14 protein-coding genes are annotated in these 15,920 nt (G+C 65.5%); 4 read left to right on the forward strand and 10 right to left on the reverse strand.

What is annotated here, in order from left to right:
- Window positions 1-20 precede the first annotated feature (20 nt).
- From G455_RS23630 to cysS, 4 genes are read right to left on the reverse strand one after another with little or no spacing between them, the layout of a single operon-like run.
- Entirely contained in the window at window positions 21-530 is a 510-nt protein-coding gene (locus G455_RS23630) for a transcriptional repressor (protein ID WP_051312278.1), read from the reverse strand.
- Window positions 530-2,452 carry a threonine--tRNA ligase gene (gene thrS / locus G455_RS0107665; protein WP_028093156.1) on the reverse strand — a complete coding sequence of 641 codons (1,923 nt, stop codon included), beginning with the start codon at window positions 2,450-2,452 and terminating at the stop codon, window positions 530-532. The genes G455_RS23630 and thrS overlap by 1 nt, the downstream gene beginning before the upstream one ends.
- The gene (gene yidD / locus G455_RS0107670) at window positions 2,449-2,685 is read right to left on the reverse strand and encodes a membrane protein insertion efficiency factor YidD (protein WP_035366414.1); all 237 of its coding nucleotides are present in this window, start codon (window positions 2,683-2,685) and stop codon (window positions 2,449-2,451) included. Before yidD ends, thrS begins: the two co-directional genes overlap by 4 nt.
- A gap of 8 nt (window positions 2,686-2,693) precedes the next feature.
- Complete coding sequence (gene cysS / locus G455_RS0107675; protein ID WP_035366416.1) at window positions 2,694-4,034, reverse strand: cysteine--tRNA ligase; 1,341 nt, start codon at window positions 4,032-4,034, stop codon at window positions 2,694-2,696.
- A gap of 148 nt (window positions 4,035-4,182) precedes the next feature.
- On the opposite strand from cysS, the gene hisI reads away from it, so the two are divergent.
- The 3 genes from hisI to G455_RS0107690 all read left to right on the forward strand — a co-directional run bounded on the left by hisI (window position 4,183) and on the right by G455_RS0107690 (window position 6,757).
- Window positions 4,183-4,659, forward strand: a complete 477-nt coding sequence (gene hisI, locus G455_RS0107680; RefSeq protein WP_028093159.1) for a phosphoribosyl-AMP cyclohydrolase — start codon at window positions 4,183-4,185, stop codon at window positions 4,657-4,659.
- A gap of 10 nt (window positions 4,660-4,669) precedes the next feature.
- Window positions 4,670-5,347 carry a bifunctional diaminohydroxyphosphoribosylaminopyrimidine deaminase/5-amino-6-(5-phosphoribosylamino)uracil reductase RibD gene (gene ribD, locus G455_RS27165; protein ID WP_084437030.1) on the forward strand — a complete coding sequence of 226 codons (678 nt, stop codon included), beginning with the start codon at window positions 4,670-4,672 and terminating at the stop codon, window positions 5,345-5,347.
- An 81-nt stretch (window positions 5,348-5,428) separates the two neighbouring features.
- Window positions 5,429-6,757 (forward strand): dihydroorotase, encoded by a 1,329-nt coding sequence (locus G455_RS0107690; RefSeq protein WP_035366382.1) that lies wholly within the window; start codon window positions 5,429-5,431, stop codon window positions 6,755-6,757.
- Window positions 6,758-6,858: 101 nt separating this feature from the next.
- On the opposite strand, the gene prpB is transcribed toward G455_RS0107690, so the two are convergent.
- The 4 genes from prpB to G455_RS0107710 are packed head-to-tail and all read right to left on the reverse strand — an operon-like array spanning window position 6,859 to window position 10,874.
- A complete protein-coding gene (gene prpB, locus G455_RS0107695) occupies window positions 6,859-7,776 on the reverse strand; it encodes a methylisocitrate lyase (RefSeq protein WP_028093161.1) in 918 nt (305 codons plus the stop codon).
- 4 nt (window positions 7,777-7,780) lie between these two features.
- Complete coding sequence (prpC, locus tag G455_RS0107700; protein WP_028093162.1) at window positions 7,781-8,950, reverse strand: bifunctional 2-methylcitrate synthase/citrate synthase; 1,170 nt, start codon at window positions 8,948-8,950, stop codon at window positions 7,781-7,783.
- Between the two features lie 2 nt (window positions 8,951-8,952).
- A complete protein-coding gene (locus G455_RS0107705; RefSeq protein WP_028093163.1) occupies window positions 8,953-10,467 on the reverse strand; it encodes an MmgE/PrpD family protein in 1,515 nt (504 codons plus the stop codon).
- Complete coding sequence (locus tag G455_RS0107710) at window positions 10,464-10,874, reverse strand: acyl-CoA thioesterase (protein ID WP_028093164.1); 411 nt, start codon at window positions 10,872-10,874, stop codon at window positions 10,464-10,466. The genes G455_RS0107705 and G455_RS0107710 overlap by 4 nt, the downstream gene beginning before the upstream one ends.
- A gap of 142 nt (window positions 10,875-11,016) precedes the next feature.
- Here G455_RS0107710 and G455_RS0107715 point away from each other — a divergent pair, with 142 nt between their 5' ends.
- On the forward strand, window positions 11,017-12,402 hold the full coding sequence (locus G455_RS0107715; RefSeq protein ID WP_028093165.1) for a short-chain fatty acyl-CoA regulator family protein: 1,386 nt from the start codon (window positions 11,017-11,019) through the stop codon (window positions 12,400-12,402).
- Window positions 12,403-12,465: 63 nt separating this feature from the next.
- Here the strand turns inward: G455_RS0107715 and G455_RS0107720 are convergent, their stop codons facing one another.
- Both G455_RS0107720 and aceB read right to left on the reverse strand, forming a co-directional pair.
- Entirely contained in the window at window positions 12,466-14,076 is a 1,611-nt protein-coding gene (locus tag G455_RS0107720) for an isocitrate lyase (RefSeq protein ID WP_028093166.1), read from the reverse strand.
- Window positions 14,077-14,159: 83 nt separating this feature from the next.
- Window positions 14,160-15,800 carry a malate synthase A gene (gene aceB / locus G455_RS0107725; RefSeq protein WP_028093167.1) on the reverse strand — a complete coding sequence of 547 codons (1,641 nt, stop codon included), beginning with the start codon at window positions 15,798-15,800 and terminating at the stop codon, window positions 14,160-14,162.
- Window positions 15,801-15,920: the final 120 nt, after the last annotated feature.

A 15,920-nucleotide genomic window follows, 5' to 3' on the forward strand; every position in this document is an offset into this window, starting at 1 on the left:
AGTATCGACTGGCGGGCAGCCTAGTGCCGCCACGCCGCTCGCCGCGCGGTTGGCAGCGGACAGCAAACAGCCTCCAGCTTGGGGGGCATCGGATCAGCTATTGCGGAGAGCCTCCGGCCCCCACCCCCCTCCGGCGCAGGCATGCGCGCATTGCAGGCCGCACAGATGCCATGAACCTCGATGACATGGTGTTGCGAGCTGAATCCAGTTTCGGCAACGACGTGGGAGACAGCCTCCAATACCTCGCCTGCGAGGTGCTCCTCAATGGCACCGCAATTCTCGCAGATCGACAGGATGGACGCGCGCGCATGTTCCTTACACTGACAGGCGACATAGGCCTTCAGGGTCTCGACCCTATGGGCCTGCCCCTTGCTCATCAGCGAGGAAAGCGCCCGGTAGACGGCCGGCGGCGCAATTTTCGGATGTGCGTCCCGCAGTTCCTCCAGCACCTTGTAGGCTGACAGGGCCAGATTGCGGCGGCGCAATATGGCAAGCACGTCCGCCTGCATCTGTTCCCCGGGCGTCGTCATCAGCCCAGCTCCCGAGGGGGGTGCGCCCGCCGCGCGAGACAATTGACGGCCTCCCCGAGATCCAGCGTCTGCGTCCCTTCGGTGCCGTGGCGGCGGATCGTGACGGTTCCCTGCTCAGCTTCATTTGCGCCAAGGGCGATCTGAACAGGCACCTTCTTCAGCGCATGTTCGCGCACCTTGTAGCCGATCTTCTCGTTGCGCAGATCGGTCTCGACACGCAACCCGGATGCGCGAAGCGTTGCGGCCACCTCGGTTGCCCAGGCATCGGCCGCCCCTGTCACGGTTGCGACCACCACCTGAACCGGCGCCAGCCAGAGCGGCAGGTGACCTGCATGGTGTTCGATCAGGATGCCGGTGAAGCGCTCCAGCGACCCGAAGAGCGCCCGGTGCAGCATGACCGGCGCCAGCTTTTCCCCCGAGGGCGCGACATAGGTCGAGCCGAAACGCTCGGGCAGATTGAAATCGACCTGTAGCGTGCCGCATTGCCAGTCCCGCCCGATGGCATCGCGCAGAACGTATTCCAGCTTGGGGCCGTAAAAGGCGCCCTCCCCTTCGAAGATCGTATAGGGATGCCCGGCCTGGTCGAGCGCCTCGCGCAGCGCTTCCTCGGAGCGATCCCAGCTTTCCTCGCTTCCGATCCGGTTTTCGGGCCGGGTGGAGAGCTTGATGCGCACATCCTCGAAGCCGAAATCGCGGTAGATCGACATCACCAGGTCGTTGACCTTCAGGCATTCCTCGGTCAGCTGCTCCGGCGTGCAGTAGATATGCGCGTCGTCCTGGGTGAAGCTGCGCACCCTGAGCAACCCGTGCAGCGCGCCCGAGGGCTCATAGCGATGCACCTTGCCGAACTCGGCCAGCTTCAGCGGCAGGTCCCGGTAGCTCTTGGTGCCCTGCCCGTAGATCAGCATGTGACCGGGACAGTTCATCGGCTTCAGCGCATAATCGCGATCGTCCTGGGTTTTGGCCAGGAACATGTTTTCACGGTAATTCTGCCAGTGACCAGAGGTCTCCCAAAGACTGCGGTCCATGATGTCGGGCGAATTCACCTCGACATAGCCGGCCTCTTCCTGACGCGCGCGCATGTAGCCGATCAGCGTCTGGAACAGCCGCCAGCCATTCGGGTGCCAGAAGACAGATCCCGGGGCGACCTCCTCGAAGTGAAAGAGGTTCATCTCGCGGCCAAGCCGCCGGTGGTCACGCTTCTCGGCCTCGGCCATCATGGTCATATGGGCGTCGAGCGCTGCCTTGTCCGCGAAGGCCACGCCATAGATCCGGCTGAGCATCTTGTTGTTCGCATCGCCCCGCCAGTAGGCCCCGGCAACACGCGTCAGCCTGAAAGCCGTCCCGGCATCGCCCGTCGTGCGCATATGGGGACCACGACACAGGTCCAGCCAGTCGCCCTGCCGATAGATCGTGACCGGCTCTCCCTCCGGGATCGCGTCAAGCAGCGCGATCTTGTAGGTCTCGCCAGCCGCCTCGAAATGGGCGCGGGCTTCCTCCCTTCCCCATTCCTCGCAGGTGAAGGGGGTGCGGGCGGCGATGATCTCGCGCATCTTTTGCTCGATGACCGGCAGCTCTTCGGGCGTGAAGGGCGTTTCGCGGTCGAAATCGTAGTAGAATCCATGTTCGATGGCCGGGCCGATCGCCGTGCGCGTACCGGGCCAAAGAGCCTGCACCGCCTCGGCAAGAACATGGGCAAGGTCATGGCGGATCAGTTCAAGCGCGCGGGGATCGTCGCGCGCAACCAGCTCCACCGCCGCGCCATCGGGCAGCGGCGCGGACAGGTCGCTCAGCCGCCCGTCCACGATCGCGGCCACCGTGCGTTTGGCAAGGCTCGGGCCGATGGAGGCCGCCAGATCGGCGGCAGTGCTGGACGGAGACAGGGCGCGGCTGGCCCCATCGGGAAGACGGACATGGATCATTTCGTGGTCTTTCGGTTCGGGACGGCCGGCACCGGGTCGTATCCGGACCCGCCCCATGGATTGCATCGCGCAACGCGGCAGATCGTAAGCCACAGCCCACGTAGGGGCCCGTGGGTTTCCAGCGCCTCGATGGCATAGGCGGAACAGGTCGGCTGAAACCGGCAGGCATGGCCCAGCCAGGGCGACAGGAACAGCCGGTAGCTCCGGAACGGCAGGATCAGAAGCCAGACCATCACCACCCTCATGCCCGCACCCGCCAGTGACTTTCGCCGTCGACGTCCTCAATCTCGACCCCCATAGCGGTCAGCGTGTCGCGCAGCGCATCCGCATGGGCCCAATCGTGCGCGGCACGGGCGCAGGCGCGTTCGGCGATCAGCGCCTCGATCCGGCCAACATCAGCCGCACCGGCCTGGCTCCAGGCCGTCGCGTCCTGCGCCAGCAGTCCCAGAAGCCCGCCCGCCTGCCGCAGGGCCGCCGCAAGCTCGGCCCGCCGGGCGGGATCGGTGGCGGCGTGGATCTGCCCCGCAAGCGCATGAAGGGCCGCAAGCGCTGCCGGCGTGTTCAGATCATCATCGAGCGCGGCGCGCACCGGCGCCATGTCCTCATCCTGCGCCTCGGCAGGCGGCTGATCGCGCAGCGCGCCATAAAGACGGTCGAGCGCCGCCCGCGCGGCGCGCGGCGTCTCGTCCGTCCAGTCCAGCGGCTGGCGGTACTGCGCGGACAAAAGCGCATAGCGGATCGCCTCGCCCGGCATGTCCGCCAGAAGATCCCGCACAAGAAGGACATTGCCGAGAGATTTCGACATCTTGGCCCCCGACACGGTGACATGGCCGTTATGGACCCAGAACCGCGCATCGGTGCCCTGGGCGATCTCGTTCTCATGATGCGGAAAGCGCAGGTCGATCCCGCCGCCATGGATGTCGATGTGATTCCCCAGATGGGTGCGGATCATGGCCGTGCATTCGATATGCCACCCCGGGCGGCCAAAGCCCCAGGGGCTGTCCCATCCCGGCTGTCCGGCCTGCGAGGGTTTCCAGAGCACGAAATCACGCGGGTCGCGTTTCCAGGGCGCAACCTCGACCCGGGCACCGGCACGCATTTCGTCGGGATTGACACCTGAAAGGCGGCCATAGGCGGCAAAACTCGGGACATGGTACAGCGCGTGGCCTTCGGCGGCATAGGCGTGACCTGCGGCGATCAGCTCTTCGATGATCGCGATCATCTGTGCAATGTGGTCCGTCGCGCGCGGCTCGACATCCGGCGGCAGGACGCCCAGGGCGGCAAGGTCAGCGTGATAGGCGGCGGTGAAACGGGCCGAAATCGCGTCACAGGGGACACCGGCAGCGGCGGCCGCTGCGATGATCTTGTCATCTACATCGGTGATGTTGCGCGCATAGGTCAGCCGCGGGAACCGGGCGCGCAGCACCCGTGCCAGAACGTCGAACACGACCGCGGGCCGCGCGTTGCCGATATGGGCATAGGAGTAGACCGTCGGCCCGCAGACGTACATGCGCAGCTGTCCAGGATCGCGCGGAACGAAAGGTTCAACCCTGCGCCCCATAGAGTTGAAAAGACAGAGCATCTTCAGCAATCCACCTCAAAGAACGACGTGATTTCTGTTCCTTGAACGCTCTTGGATACCCTTGGATGCGCCATCTCTTTACTTCTCCAACCTGATCGGCCAAACAGGGATATGTTATATTATAACATTACACAAGGGACCAAACGCAGTGACGACGATTCTGACATTCCAACCGCGAACCTCGGTCGAACAGGTCGAGGAAGGGACTGACCTCTCACCCAAGTTTGGATCGGATGGCCTGCTGCCCTGCATCACCACCGATGCCCATAGCGGCGAGGTCCTGATGCTGGGCTGGATGAACGACGAAGCGCTGCGCCTGACGATCACCACCGGCGAGGCGCATTACTTCAGCCGATCGCGGCAAAGCGTCTGGCACAAGGGTGCCACCTCCGGCCTGCTGCAGAAGGTGGTCGAAGCGCGGATCGATGACGATCAGGATGCGATCTGGCTCAGCGTGGAGGTCGCCGGTTCGGGCGCGTCCTGCCATGTCGGCTATCGCTCCTGCTTCTACCGCGCCCTGCCTGTCGGGACCGACGCGGGCAAACCGCTGGCATTTGTCGAGGATCGGAAAACCTTTGACCCGCTCAAGGTCTATGGCGATGCCCCCAATCCGACCCAGCTGTGACCTGGCCTGGATGCAACATGCGCTGACCCTGGCCGCAGGGATGCGCGGGCATGTCTGGCCGAACCCGCCCGTTGGCTGTGTCATAGCCCGCGACGATGACCTGATCGCCGAGGCGGCCACGGATCCGGGCGGTCGCCCTCACGCAGAACGCAAGGCACTGGAACTTGCCGGTTCCGCTGCGGCGGGGGCCACGCTTTATGTCACGCTGGAGCCCTGCTGCCATTGGGGAAGAACGCCTCCCTGCGCCGATGCCATCATTGCAGCCCGCGTTTCGCGGGTCGTCTGCGCCATCCAGGATCCAGACCCGAGGGTGAACGGTGGTGGCTTTGCCAGGTTGCGGGCGGCAGGTGTCAATGTAGAGGTCGGCCTTGGCGCCGAAGAGGCGAGGACACTGATGTCGGGCTTTTTCCATCGCATAGAGACCGGCACGCCGGAGGTCGTTGTACTGGAACGGCCCCCGGTCGCGATACCCGCGGGGGTAGATGCGGTCATCCGCTCTGACGGGGATCGCGCAACCCTCATCACGCGCCACGAAACGAGGGTCGAGCGTTTCCGCCTTGCGGAACCTGCAAGCCATGGGTTGCCTGCGCACCTGGGAAAGATGGGGCTGACCTCGGTCGCCGTGGCAGTCGATGATCCGATTGCACCCCAACTGCTTGCCCCTCCGTTCCCGCGGAGGAGGGTCTAGGCGCCCCTCACAGTCCGATCGCACAGGACCGCCCCGCAGCAAGGCGCGCGCGTCCTGAAAGAGAACAGGAAAGCTAGGATCATGGCCCACTACGATACCCTTTTCAGAAACGGCACGATTGCCAATCAGGACGGTGTCAGCACCGCTGACATCGGGGTGCGCGCCGGGCGCATCGCCGCGCTTGGCTGCCTGAGCAGTGATACTGCGACGCATGTGGAAGACTGCACCGGCCTGCACATCCTGCCGGGTGTCATCGACACGCAGGTCCACTTTCGCGACCCGGGCCTGACCCACAAGGAAGATCTGGAAACTGGCTCGCTCGGGGCCGTCATGGGTGGCGTGACCGGGGTCTTCGAGATGCCCAACACGGATCCCCTGACGACAACGCAAGAGGCTTTCGAGGCCAAGATCGCCTCGGCCACGGGCCGGATGCATTGCGATTTCGCCTTTTACATCGGCGGCACCCACGGGAACATTTCCGAGCTTGCGATGCTGGAAAAGCTGCCCGGCTGCGCCGGGATCAAGGTCTTCATGGGTTCATCGACCGGCGCGCTTCTGGTGCAGGACGACGCGGGGATCGAGGCGATCCTCTCCGCCCTCTCGCGCCGCGCCGCCTTCCATAGCGAAGACGAATACATGCTCGAACAGCGCAAGCCCCTGCGGGTGCCGGGCGATCCGTCCAGCCACCCCGTCTGGCGCTCTCCCGAGGTCGCGCTGAGTTCGACTAGACGGCTGGTCGCCCTGGCGCAGAAGACCGGCAAGCGCATCCATGTCCTGCACGTCTCGACCGGCGAGGAGATGGAGTTCCTGGCCGAGCACAAGGACGTGGCCAGCGTCGAGGTCACGCCGCATCACCTGACGCTGGATGACACCACCTATGCCCGCCTTGGCAATTACGCGCAGATGAATCCTCCGATCCGCGACGGGGTGCAGCGCAGGCGGATCTGGCAAGGCGTGGAGAACGGGGTCGCCGATATCCTTGGCTCCGACCATGCGCCGCACACACGGGCGGAAAAGGACCTGCCCTATCCGCAAAGCCATTCCGGGATGACCGGCGTCCAGACGCTGGTCCCCACAATGCTGGACCATGTCAACGCGGGCCGGATGAGCCTTGCCCGCTTCGTCGACATGACCAGTGCCGGGCCCAATCGCCTGTTCGGCATCGCGGGCAAGGGACGCATCGCCGTAGGGTATGACGCCGATCTGACGATCGTGGACCTGAAGCGCCGCGAGACGATTACGAATGACTGGATTGCCTCGCGGGCGGGCTGGACGCCCTATGATGGCGTGCCGGTCACCGGCTGGCCGGTGGGCACCGTGCTGCGCGGGCATCGGGTGATGTGGCAGGGAGAGCTGCTGGCACCCGCCAAAGGGCAGCCCATGCGATTTCTCGAAGCATTGCCGCACTGACGCCGACCGGACACCCCTGCGCGGGAGCCCGCGCCCTGCCCCGTGAGGGCATGAGCCCCTGCGGCCCGGCCGACGCCAGCAAGGGCGCGCGCACCGCCCGCTCAGACCGCCGCCCAATCGGGCGCAACCGAGGCGGCGATGGTCCGGTCCAGCGCCTCGAACGTGCCAAGGCCGATGGTGTCGTACAGCTCCTGCCGGGTCTGCATCTCGGGGAGCATCGCCGTGGTGGCGCCATCGCGTGCCAAGGCGGCATAGAGCCGTTCCTGCGCCTTGTTAGCGACCCTGAGCGACGAGACCGGCCAGATCACCATATCATAGCCGAGCTCCTGGAACTCCTGCGCCGTCAGCGCTGGGGTACGGCCAAACTCGGTCATATTGGCGAGCAATTTGACACCTGGCAAAGCGGCGCGCACCTCTCGGAACATCTCCACGCTGGTCAGCGCCTCAGGGAAGACCGCATCCGCCCCGGCCTCGACATAGAGCTTCGCCCGGGCGATGGCCCCTTCAAGCCCTTCGGAAGCCGCCGCATCGGTGCGGGCGATGACCACGAGGTCGCGCGCCGCCCCTGCCGCTGCCGCCACCTTGGCCGCCATATCAGCCGCCGGCGCGATCTTCTTGTCGTTCAGATGGCCGCATTTCTTCGGCAACAGCTGGTCTTCCAGATGCACGGCGCCGGCGCCGGCCTCTTCGAAGACGCGCACCATGTGCATCACGTTCAACGCCTCGCCATAGCCGGTATCGCCATCGACCAGCAGCGGCAGGCCGGAGGCCCGGGCGATCTGGCGGATGAAGAAGGCGACCTCGTCCACCGTGATGATGCCCAGATCAGGCAGCCCCATGGAGGCGGTCATCGCCGCCCCCGAGAGATAAAGCGCGCCGAAACCGGCCGCCTTGGCCTGCAGCGCCGCCTGGCCGTTATGGGCGCCGGGAAGGCGCAGGATGCCCGGCTCGTTTAACGCCTTACGGAAACGCCGCCCGGCGCTTTCCAACGACAAGTCATCGGCAATCAGATAAGTCATGGCATCACTCCGCAGCGGCAGACAGAGGCAGGCCGCGCGCCTCAAGCGGCACGAAGGCGCGGTTGTCCGGCCCGGTGTAATTGGCCGAAGGGCGGATGATCTTGTTGTCCTCGCGCTGCTCGATCACATGGGCGCCCCATCCCGCGGTGCGCGAGATCACGAAGATCGGCGTGAACATCGCCGTCGGCACCCCCAGCAGGTGGTAGGAGACCGCCGAATACCAATCGAGGTTCGGGAACATCTTCTTGGCCTCCATCATCACCGCTTCGATCCGTTCGGCGATGTCGAACATCTTCGTCGAGCGCGCTTGTTCAGACAACGCGCGGGCGGCGCGCTTGATCACCACATTTCGCGGGTCCGAGACGGTATAGACCGGGTGCCCGAAGCCGATCACGACCTCCTTGCGCTCCATCCTGGCCCGGATGTCCGCTTCGGCCTCATCCGGCGTGGCGTAGCGCTTCTGGATCTCGAAGGCGACCTCATTGGCGCCGCCATGTTTCGGTCCGCGCAGCGCGCCAATGGCGCCGGTCACCGCAGAATAGAGATCCGATCCGGTGCCGGCGATCGACCGCGCGGTGAAGGTCGAGGCGTTGAATTCATGCTCGGCATAGAGGTTCAGCGTGGTCTGCATCGCCCGCACATGATCCTCGGACGGCGCCTGCCCATGCAGCAGATGCAGGAAATGCCCGGCGATGGTTGCATCCTCCGTCTCCACCTCGATCCGCCGGCCGTTCTGGGCGTAGTGATACCAGTAAAGCAGCATCGAGCCCTGCGCCGCGATCAACCGGTCGGTGATGTCGCGCGCGCCGGGAGTGTTATGGTCGACGGCCTCCGGCAAGGCGCAGCCCAGCGCCGAAACGCCCGAGCGCAGCACATCCATCGGATGGGCAGCGGCCGGAATCGCCTCCAGCGTCTCCCGCACCGCCTTCGGCAAGCCGCGCAGGGCGCGCAGCTTGGCCTTATAGGCGGAAAGCTCCGAGGCCGTAGGCAGGCTGCCGTGGATCAGCAGATGCGCCACCTCCTCATAGGTGCAGGCCTCTGCCAGATCGAGGATGTCATAGCCGCGATAATGCAGATCGTTGCCGCTCTGGCCCACGGAACACAGCGCGGTGTTGCCCGCCGTGACGCCCGAAAGCGCCACGGATTTCTTCGGCTTCCTGATGGGATCGCTCATCCTCATGCCCTCCAGTCAAAAATGCCGGTCGGGCGCGGCAGGCCCAGCTTGTCCGGCGTCACGGTGAAATTGATCTGCCCCAGCTCGCCCGGTTTCAGATCGGCCAGCCCCTCGGCGGCGGCCAGGAACCGGGTCTGTTCCGCGGAGCTCAGCACACCGTCGGAGAGGGTCAGGAACTTGCGCTTGTAGTCGGCGCGCCCGAACGGGCGGGCGCCCTCGGGATGGGCATCGGCCAGCGCCAGTTCGTCGACGATCTTGGAGCCGTCATCCAGCGTCACCGTCACCCGGCCGCCAAAGGCCTTCTCCTTCGGATCGCGGGCATGATAGCGGCGCGTCCATTCCGGGTCCTCGGCGGTCGAGATCTTGTGCCACAGCGCCACGGTCGAAGGCCGCTGCGCGCGCTCGGGGGTGTAGCTGTCGACGTGGTGCCAGCCGCCGTCCTCAAGCGCCACGGCGAAGATATACATGATCGAATGATCCAGCGTTTCGCGGCTGGCTTTCGGGTCCATCTTCTGCGGGTCGTTGGCGCCGGTGCCGATGACGTTGTGGGTGTGGTGCGAGGTCTCGATCAGGATGGATTTCACCTTGGAGAGATCGCCGATCTTCGGCCCCATCCGTCGCGCCAGGTCGATCAGTGCCTGGGACTGGTATTCGGCCGAATGCTCCTTGGTGTAGGTGTCGAGGATCGCCCGCTTGGCCTCTCCCGCCTCCGGCAGCGGCACATAATAGACGGCCTCGGGCCCCGACAGCAGCCAGGCGATGAAACCGTCCTCACCCTCCCAGGCCGGGCTCGGCGCGCCTTCGCCCCGCATCACCCGATCCACCGCCTCGATCGCCATCTTGCCGGCGAAGGCGGGGGCATAGGCCTTCCACGAGGAAATCTCGCCCTTGCGAGATTGACGAGTGGTCGTCGTCACATGCAGCGCCTGCTGGATCGCCTGATAGATCACCTCGGTCGGCAGGGTCAGCGCCGTGCCGATCCCGGCGGCGGCTGACGGTCCGAGGTGGGCGATATGGTCGATCTTGTGTTCGTGCAGGCAGATGCCTTTCACCAGATCCACCTGGATTTCATAGCCGGTCGCCAGGCCGCGGATCAGATCGGCGCCTGACAACCCGCAATGCTGCGCCACGGCAAGAATCGGCGGGATATTGTCACCGGGGTGGGAATACTCGGCGGCCAGGAAGGTGTCGTGGAAATCCAGCTCGCGCACCGCCGTGCCATTCGCCCAGGCCGCCCATTCCGGGCTGACCCGAGTGCCCTCGGCCATGCCGAAGACCGTGGCGCCGCGGGCGTAAGGGTGGCAGAGCGCCTGCGCCCGGGCCGAGGCGACGGGGCGGCGCGCAACCGAGGCCGCCGCCACCGCCGCGTTGTCGATCACCCGATTGATGATCATCTCGGTAACATCGGGTTCGACCGCCACCGGATCGGCCGCCACTTCGGCGATCTTCCAGGCCAGCTGATCTTCGCGGGCCAGATGTTCGGCGGACTTATACGTCCGCACCTCATGCGTCTTCATGCTGTCTCTTCCTTTCTGAAATCCTCTGCCGCGATGACGCGCGGCCGCCCGGTCGCATCCACCGCCACCATCTCGAACGCACCCGAGAGCACCGCGCGGCGCTGGCCGCTGACGATCTCCTCCGCCACCCCCTCCACCGCGACGGAGAGCGAGGCGCACCCGACCCGGGTGACCCGCGCGCTCAGCTCCAGAAGCTCCCCCACCCGCACCGGAGCGGGAAAATTGCTGCGGGTGGCGCTGGCCAGAACCACCGGGCCACGCGCCCGCCGGCTGGCGGCGACAAAGGCCGCCTTGGCCATCAGCGACAGGCCGTTGCCACCGAACAGCGTGCCGTAATGGTTGGCCTGATCGGGAAAGATCATCTCGACCGTCACGGTCGCCGGCTCTGTTTCCTGGGGGGCGGTCATCGTCTGCCTCACGTCCTCGGATCATTCGCAAGATTGGCAAGGCAGAGGTTCACACAAAGTAGGAAGTCATATAAACTACTGAAAATGAATAGATTTGCGAATGACCCTGAGGGATTTTGCGAATGTTGCGAAGGTGTCAGCAATGAAAAAGACCTTCATGGGGGTGCGTCTGCGCCGCCTGCGCGAGGAACGGGGGATGAGCCAGGCGGCACTGGCCCGGGCGCTGGGGCTGTCGCCCAGCTATCTCAACCAGATGGAACGCAATCAGCGGCCGCTGACCGTGCCGGTGCTGCTGAAGCTGAACGCGGTCTTCGGTCTTGACGTGCAGCTGTTCTCGGAAGCCGAGGAGGCGCGACTGATCCCCGATCTGCGCGCCGCACTCGCCGATCAGGGCGCCGGCGCCGCCCTGGCCGAGGTGCGCGAGATCGCGGCCAACATGCCCGATGTCGCCCGCGCCATCATCGCCATGCAGGCGCGGCTGCGTGAGGCGGCCGAACAGATCGACCTGATCAGCGGCCGCATCACCGGAGAGCTGGGCGCCACCCTGGCCCCCTTCGAGGCGGTGCGCGATTACTTCTATACCCACCGCAACTATATCCCCTCGCTCGACGAAGCGGGTGAAGCCATCGGTCGGGGCCTGCGGACGGGGCGGATGGCCGAGGGGCTGACCGACCGGCTGGCCGGGCGCCACGGCATCCGGGTGACGCTGGAGGATGGGGCGGCGGCGCTGCGGCGCTTCGATCCCGGCGCGCGGCTTTTGACCCTGTCGGCCCGCCTGTCGCCGGGGCAGCGGGCGTTCCAGATGGCGACGCAGCTGGCCTTTCTCGAACAGGGGGCGGAGATCGACCGGCTGGCCGCCGAGGCGCCGATGGACAGCACCGAGGCGCGCGACCTGCTGCGCATCGGGCTGGCCAATTATTTCGCCGGTGCGGTGATCCTGCCCTATGGTGCCTTTGTCGAGGCAGCGGAGGACGAGCGGTACGATATCGAACTTCTGGCCCGCCAGTTTGGCGTCGGGTTCGAGACCACCTGTCACCGGTTGTCGACCCTGCAGCGGCCGCAGGCACGCGGCGTACCGTTCTTCTTCATCCGCGTCGACCGGGCCGGCAACATCTCCAAACGCCAATCGGCAACCGATTTCCACTTCAGCCGCATCGGCGGCTCCTGTCCGCTGTGGAATGTCTACGAGGCGTTTTCCCGCCCCGGCGAGGTGCTGACCCAGGTGGCGCAGATGCCGGACGGACGGTCATACCTCTGGGTCGCGCGCACGGTCAGCCATGGCGCCGGCGGCTATGGCGCGCCGGTCAAACGCTTTGCCGTGGCGCTCGGCTGCGATCTGGCCCATGCGGACCGGCTGGTCTATGCCCGCGGGCTGGATCTGAGAAACCCGGCGCTCGCCACCCCGATCGGCGCCGGCTGCAAGGTCTGCGACCGCCCGGCCTGCCCGCAACGCGCCTTTCCCGCCACCGGGCGAGAGCTGCACCCCGATCCCAACCGATCGCGGTTTGCCCCCTATTCCGGCGGCTGACGGCAAAGGCCGCCGCCCCGGCGGGGGCGGCGACCGTCGCACCGGGGCGGCGCCCGCGTGGTGCTATTCAGCTGCGAATTGGTTCATCGTGTTGGCCGAGCCGCCCGCTTTCAGCGCGCGGTCGCCACCGACCATTTCCTTGAAGCTGTCACCCAGATCGGAGCCGACCTCGTGCTGGTGCTTGACCGCCGAAATACCGCGCCGGATTTCCGCGCGCTGGACGGTGGCGACATAGGCCAGCATCTTGTCACCGCCGAAATAGCCATGGCTCAGCTCGTCCATCGCCTTGGCGGTCAGATGGAAGGTCGGCAGGGTGATCAGGTTGTGGAACACCCCGGCCCGCGCCGCGATATCGGTCTGGAAGGCCCGCAGCCGCGCGTCTGCCTCAAGGCCCAGATCGGTATCGTCGAACTCGGCCTTCATCAGCTCATTGCCCTCGGGATAGTCGCCTTCGGCGATCTTGCCTTCTGCCAGCCATTGTTCGCGGACCTGCTTGCGCAGGTTCAGCGTCCAGTTGAAGCTGGGCGAGTTGTTATAGGTCAGCTTGGCGCCCGGTGCCTTCTCGCGGATTTCCGCCACCATGCCGGCGATCTCGTCGACATTGGGGGTGTCGGTCTCGATCCACAGCAGGTCGGCGCCGCCCTCGTTCAGCGAAGCAATGCAATCCTCGATCACACGGGCGCGGCCGGTGTTCGGTTTGAACGGGAAGAGACCGTTGGGCAGGCGGCGCGGCTTGACGAACTCGCCGCGCTGATAAAGCGCCAATTCCCCCTCGCGGATCGGATTGGCCTCGCTGATCGCCTCGGTATCGAGCCACTTGATGTATTCGGCGGCCAGATCGCCCGGCGCCTGGCTGACCGGCACCTTCTGGGTGAGACCGGCTCCGAGGCTGTCGGTGCGGGCGACGATCACCCCATCCTCGACCCCCAGCTCCTCGAAGGCCAGACGGCAGGCGCGCAGCTTTTCGATGAAATCCTCGCGCGGAACCGTCACCTTGCCATCCTGGTGGCCACATTGCTTGGCATCCGACACCTGGTTCTCGATCTGGAGCGCGCAGGCGCCGGCCTTGATCAGCTCCTTGGCCAGCAGATAGGTCGCGTGTTCGTTGCCGAAGCCCGCGTCGATATCGGCGATGATCGGCACCACATGGGTTTCAAAGGCGTCGATCGCGGCAATCGCCTCGGCGCGGGCCGCATCGGTTGGAGCGGCGCGCAGGTCTTTGAACAGATCGTTCAGCGCCACCTCATCGGCCTGCCGCAACGAGGTGTAGATTTCCGCGATCAGATCGGCGACGGCGGTTTTCTCATGCATCGACTGGTCGGGCAGATGGCCCCAGCGGTTGCGCAGCCCGGCAACCATCCAGCCGGAGAGATAGACATAGGTGCCCTTGGCGGTGCCGCGCAGCCGCTTGACCGCCTTGATCATCTGCTGGGCGTGGAAGCCCGACCAGCAGCCCAGAGACTGGGTGAATTTCGAACTGTCGGCGTCATAGGCGGCCATGTCGGCCCGCATCACATGGGCCATCTCGCGGGCGATCTCCAGATGGGTGTCCCAGGTGTTTTGCAGCTTGAGCTGGACGATATCGTCGACCGAGACGCCGCCCGGGGCCTGACCCTCCGGGTAGCGGGCCAGCGCGTCCGCGCGCAATTCGGCATAGGGTTTGCGATGTGCCATGATCTGTCTCCTCTTTGGCGGATGAAAGGCAGCGCCCGGAAGGCCCGGGTCGCCGAAGGAGGATGCGGTACGAATGGGCTGCATCAGTCGAGCGCGTTCAGCACCGCATAAGCGGGGGTGGTGATGAAATCGGGCAAGGTCTCGGCGCAGGCGGCCTCCTGAAAGATCCGCGCGGCCGAGGCGTAATGGCCGCGATGAAAGCCGGTGGCGCCAAGGCGATTCAGGATCGTCTCGATCTCCTGCTGGATCAGCTCGGCCAGCCAGTCGGCATCCATCTGCCGAGCGCCGCCGGCTTCCAGCTCCACCGCGGCACCGTGGCGGATCCATTGCCAGATCTGGCTGCGCGCGATCTCGGCGGTGGCCGCATCCTCCATCAGATTGTGAATCGGCACCGCACCGCGCCCCGACAGCCAGGCAGCCAGATATTCGATGGCGACCGAGACATTGCCGCGCAGGCCGGCTTCGGTCACCGTGCCGCTGTGGGGCTTCAACAGCGCCTCGGCGGTCACCCGCGGATGCTGACGCGGCTGGCGGATCTGGTTCGGCCCCGGCATCTCGGCGTCGAACACTTCCATCGCCACCGGCACCAGATCGGGGTGTGCGACCCAGGTACCGTCATGCCCCGCCGTCACCTCGCGCAGTTTGTCGGCGCGCACCTTGGCAAAGGCGGCCTCGTTCGCCGTCGCATCGTCCTTGACCGGGATCTGCGCGGCCATGCCGCCCATGGCGTGGATGCCGCGACGATGGCAGACCTCGACCAGCCGGGCGGAATAGGCCGCCAGAAAGGCGCGATCCATCGTCACCTGCGCCCGGTCCGGCAACACGAAGTTCGGATGCGCCTGCAGGCATTTGATATAGCTGAAGATGTAATCCCACCGTCCGCAGTTCAGCCCGGCGATATGATCGCGCAGTTCCCAGATGATCTCGTCCATCTCGAAGGCGGCGCGCAGGGTCTCGATCAGCACGGTGGCCTTAATGGTGCCCTTCGGCAGGCCCAGCCGGTCCTGCGCAAAGACGAAGATGTCATTCCACAACCGCGCCTCGCGGTGGTTTTCCAACTTCGGCAGGTAATAGAACGGTCCGCGCCCGGTCTCGGCCAGCGCCACACCATTGTGGAAAATATGCAGCCCGAAATCGAACAGCGCGGCGGCGATGGGGTGGCCGCCCATCATCACGTTGTCCTCTTCCATATGCAGGCCGCGCGGGCGCACGATCAGCACCGCAGTCCGGTCATTCAACCGGTAGGATCTGCCGGTTCTGGGATCGTCATGCGACAGGGCGCCGTCGCGGTAATCCATCATGTTCACCTGCCCGGCGATCATGATGTCGAACCGCGGGGCTGAGGCATCCTCGAAATCCGCCATGAAGACCTTGGCGCCGGAGTTCAGCGCGTTGATCATCATCTTGCGGTCGACCGGGCCAGTAATCTCGACCCGCCGGTCGCGCAGCGGTGCGGGCACCGGGGCGGCCTCCCAATCGCCGGCGCGGATATCGGCGGTTTCCACCAGGAATTCGGGCAACAGCCCGGTGTCATAGCCCGCCTGCCGCTGCCGCCGCGCGGTGCGCAGCGCGGCCAGACGCGGGCCGAATTGCGCCTGAAGATCGGCCAGAAAGGCCAGCGCCTCGGGCGTCAGCACGCGGCTCACCCCCGGCACGTCGCGCAGCACAACGGGGCGCGCGGCTTGGGTTGGGGGATCGGAGAGGATCGGGCGGGCAAGGGTCATCACATCGGCCTTTCTGCTGGAGTCGTCGGCTGATGTGAGGTTAGTAATGTGTTGGGGTAATTGAAATAATATGCTGTAATTAAAGGGTTATTCTGTAATTAATGTAAGATTACACCACAG

Source organism: Pseudodonghicola xiamenensis DSM 18339 (assembly GCF_000429365.1).
GTDB classification, from domain to species: domain Bacteria; phylum Pseudomonadota; class Alphaproteobacteria; order Rhodobacterales; family Rhodobacteraceae; genus Pseudodonghicola; species Pseudodonghicola xiamenensis.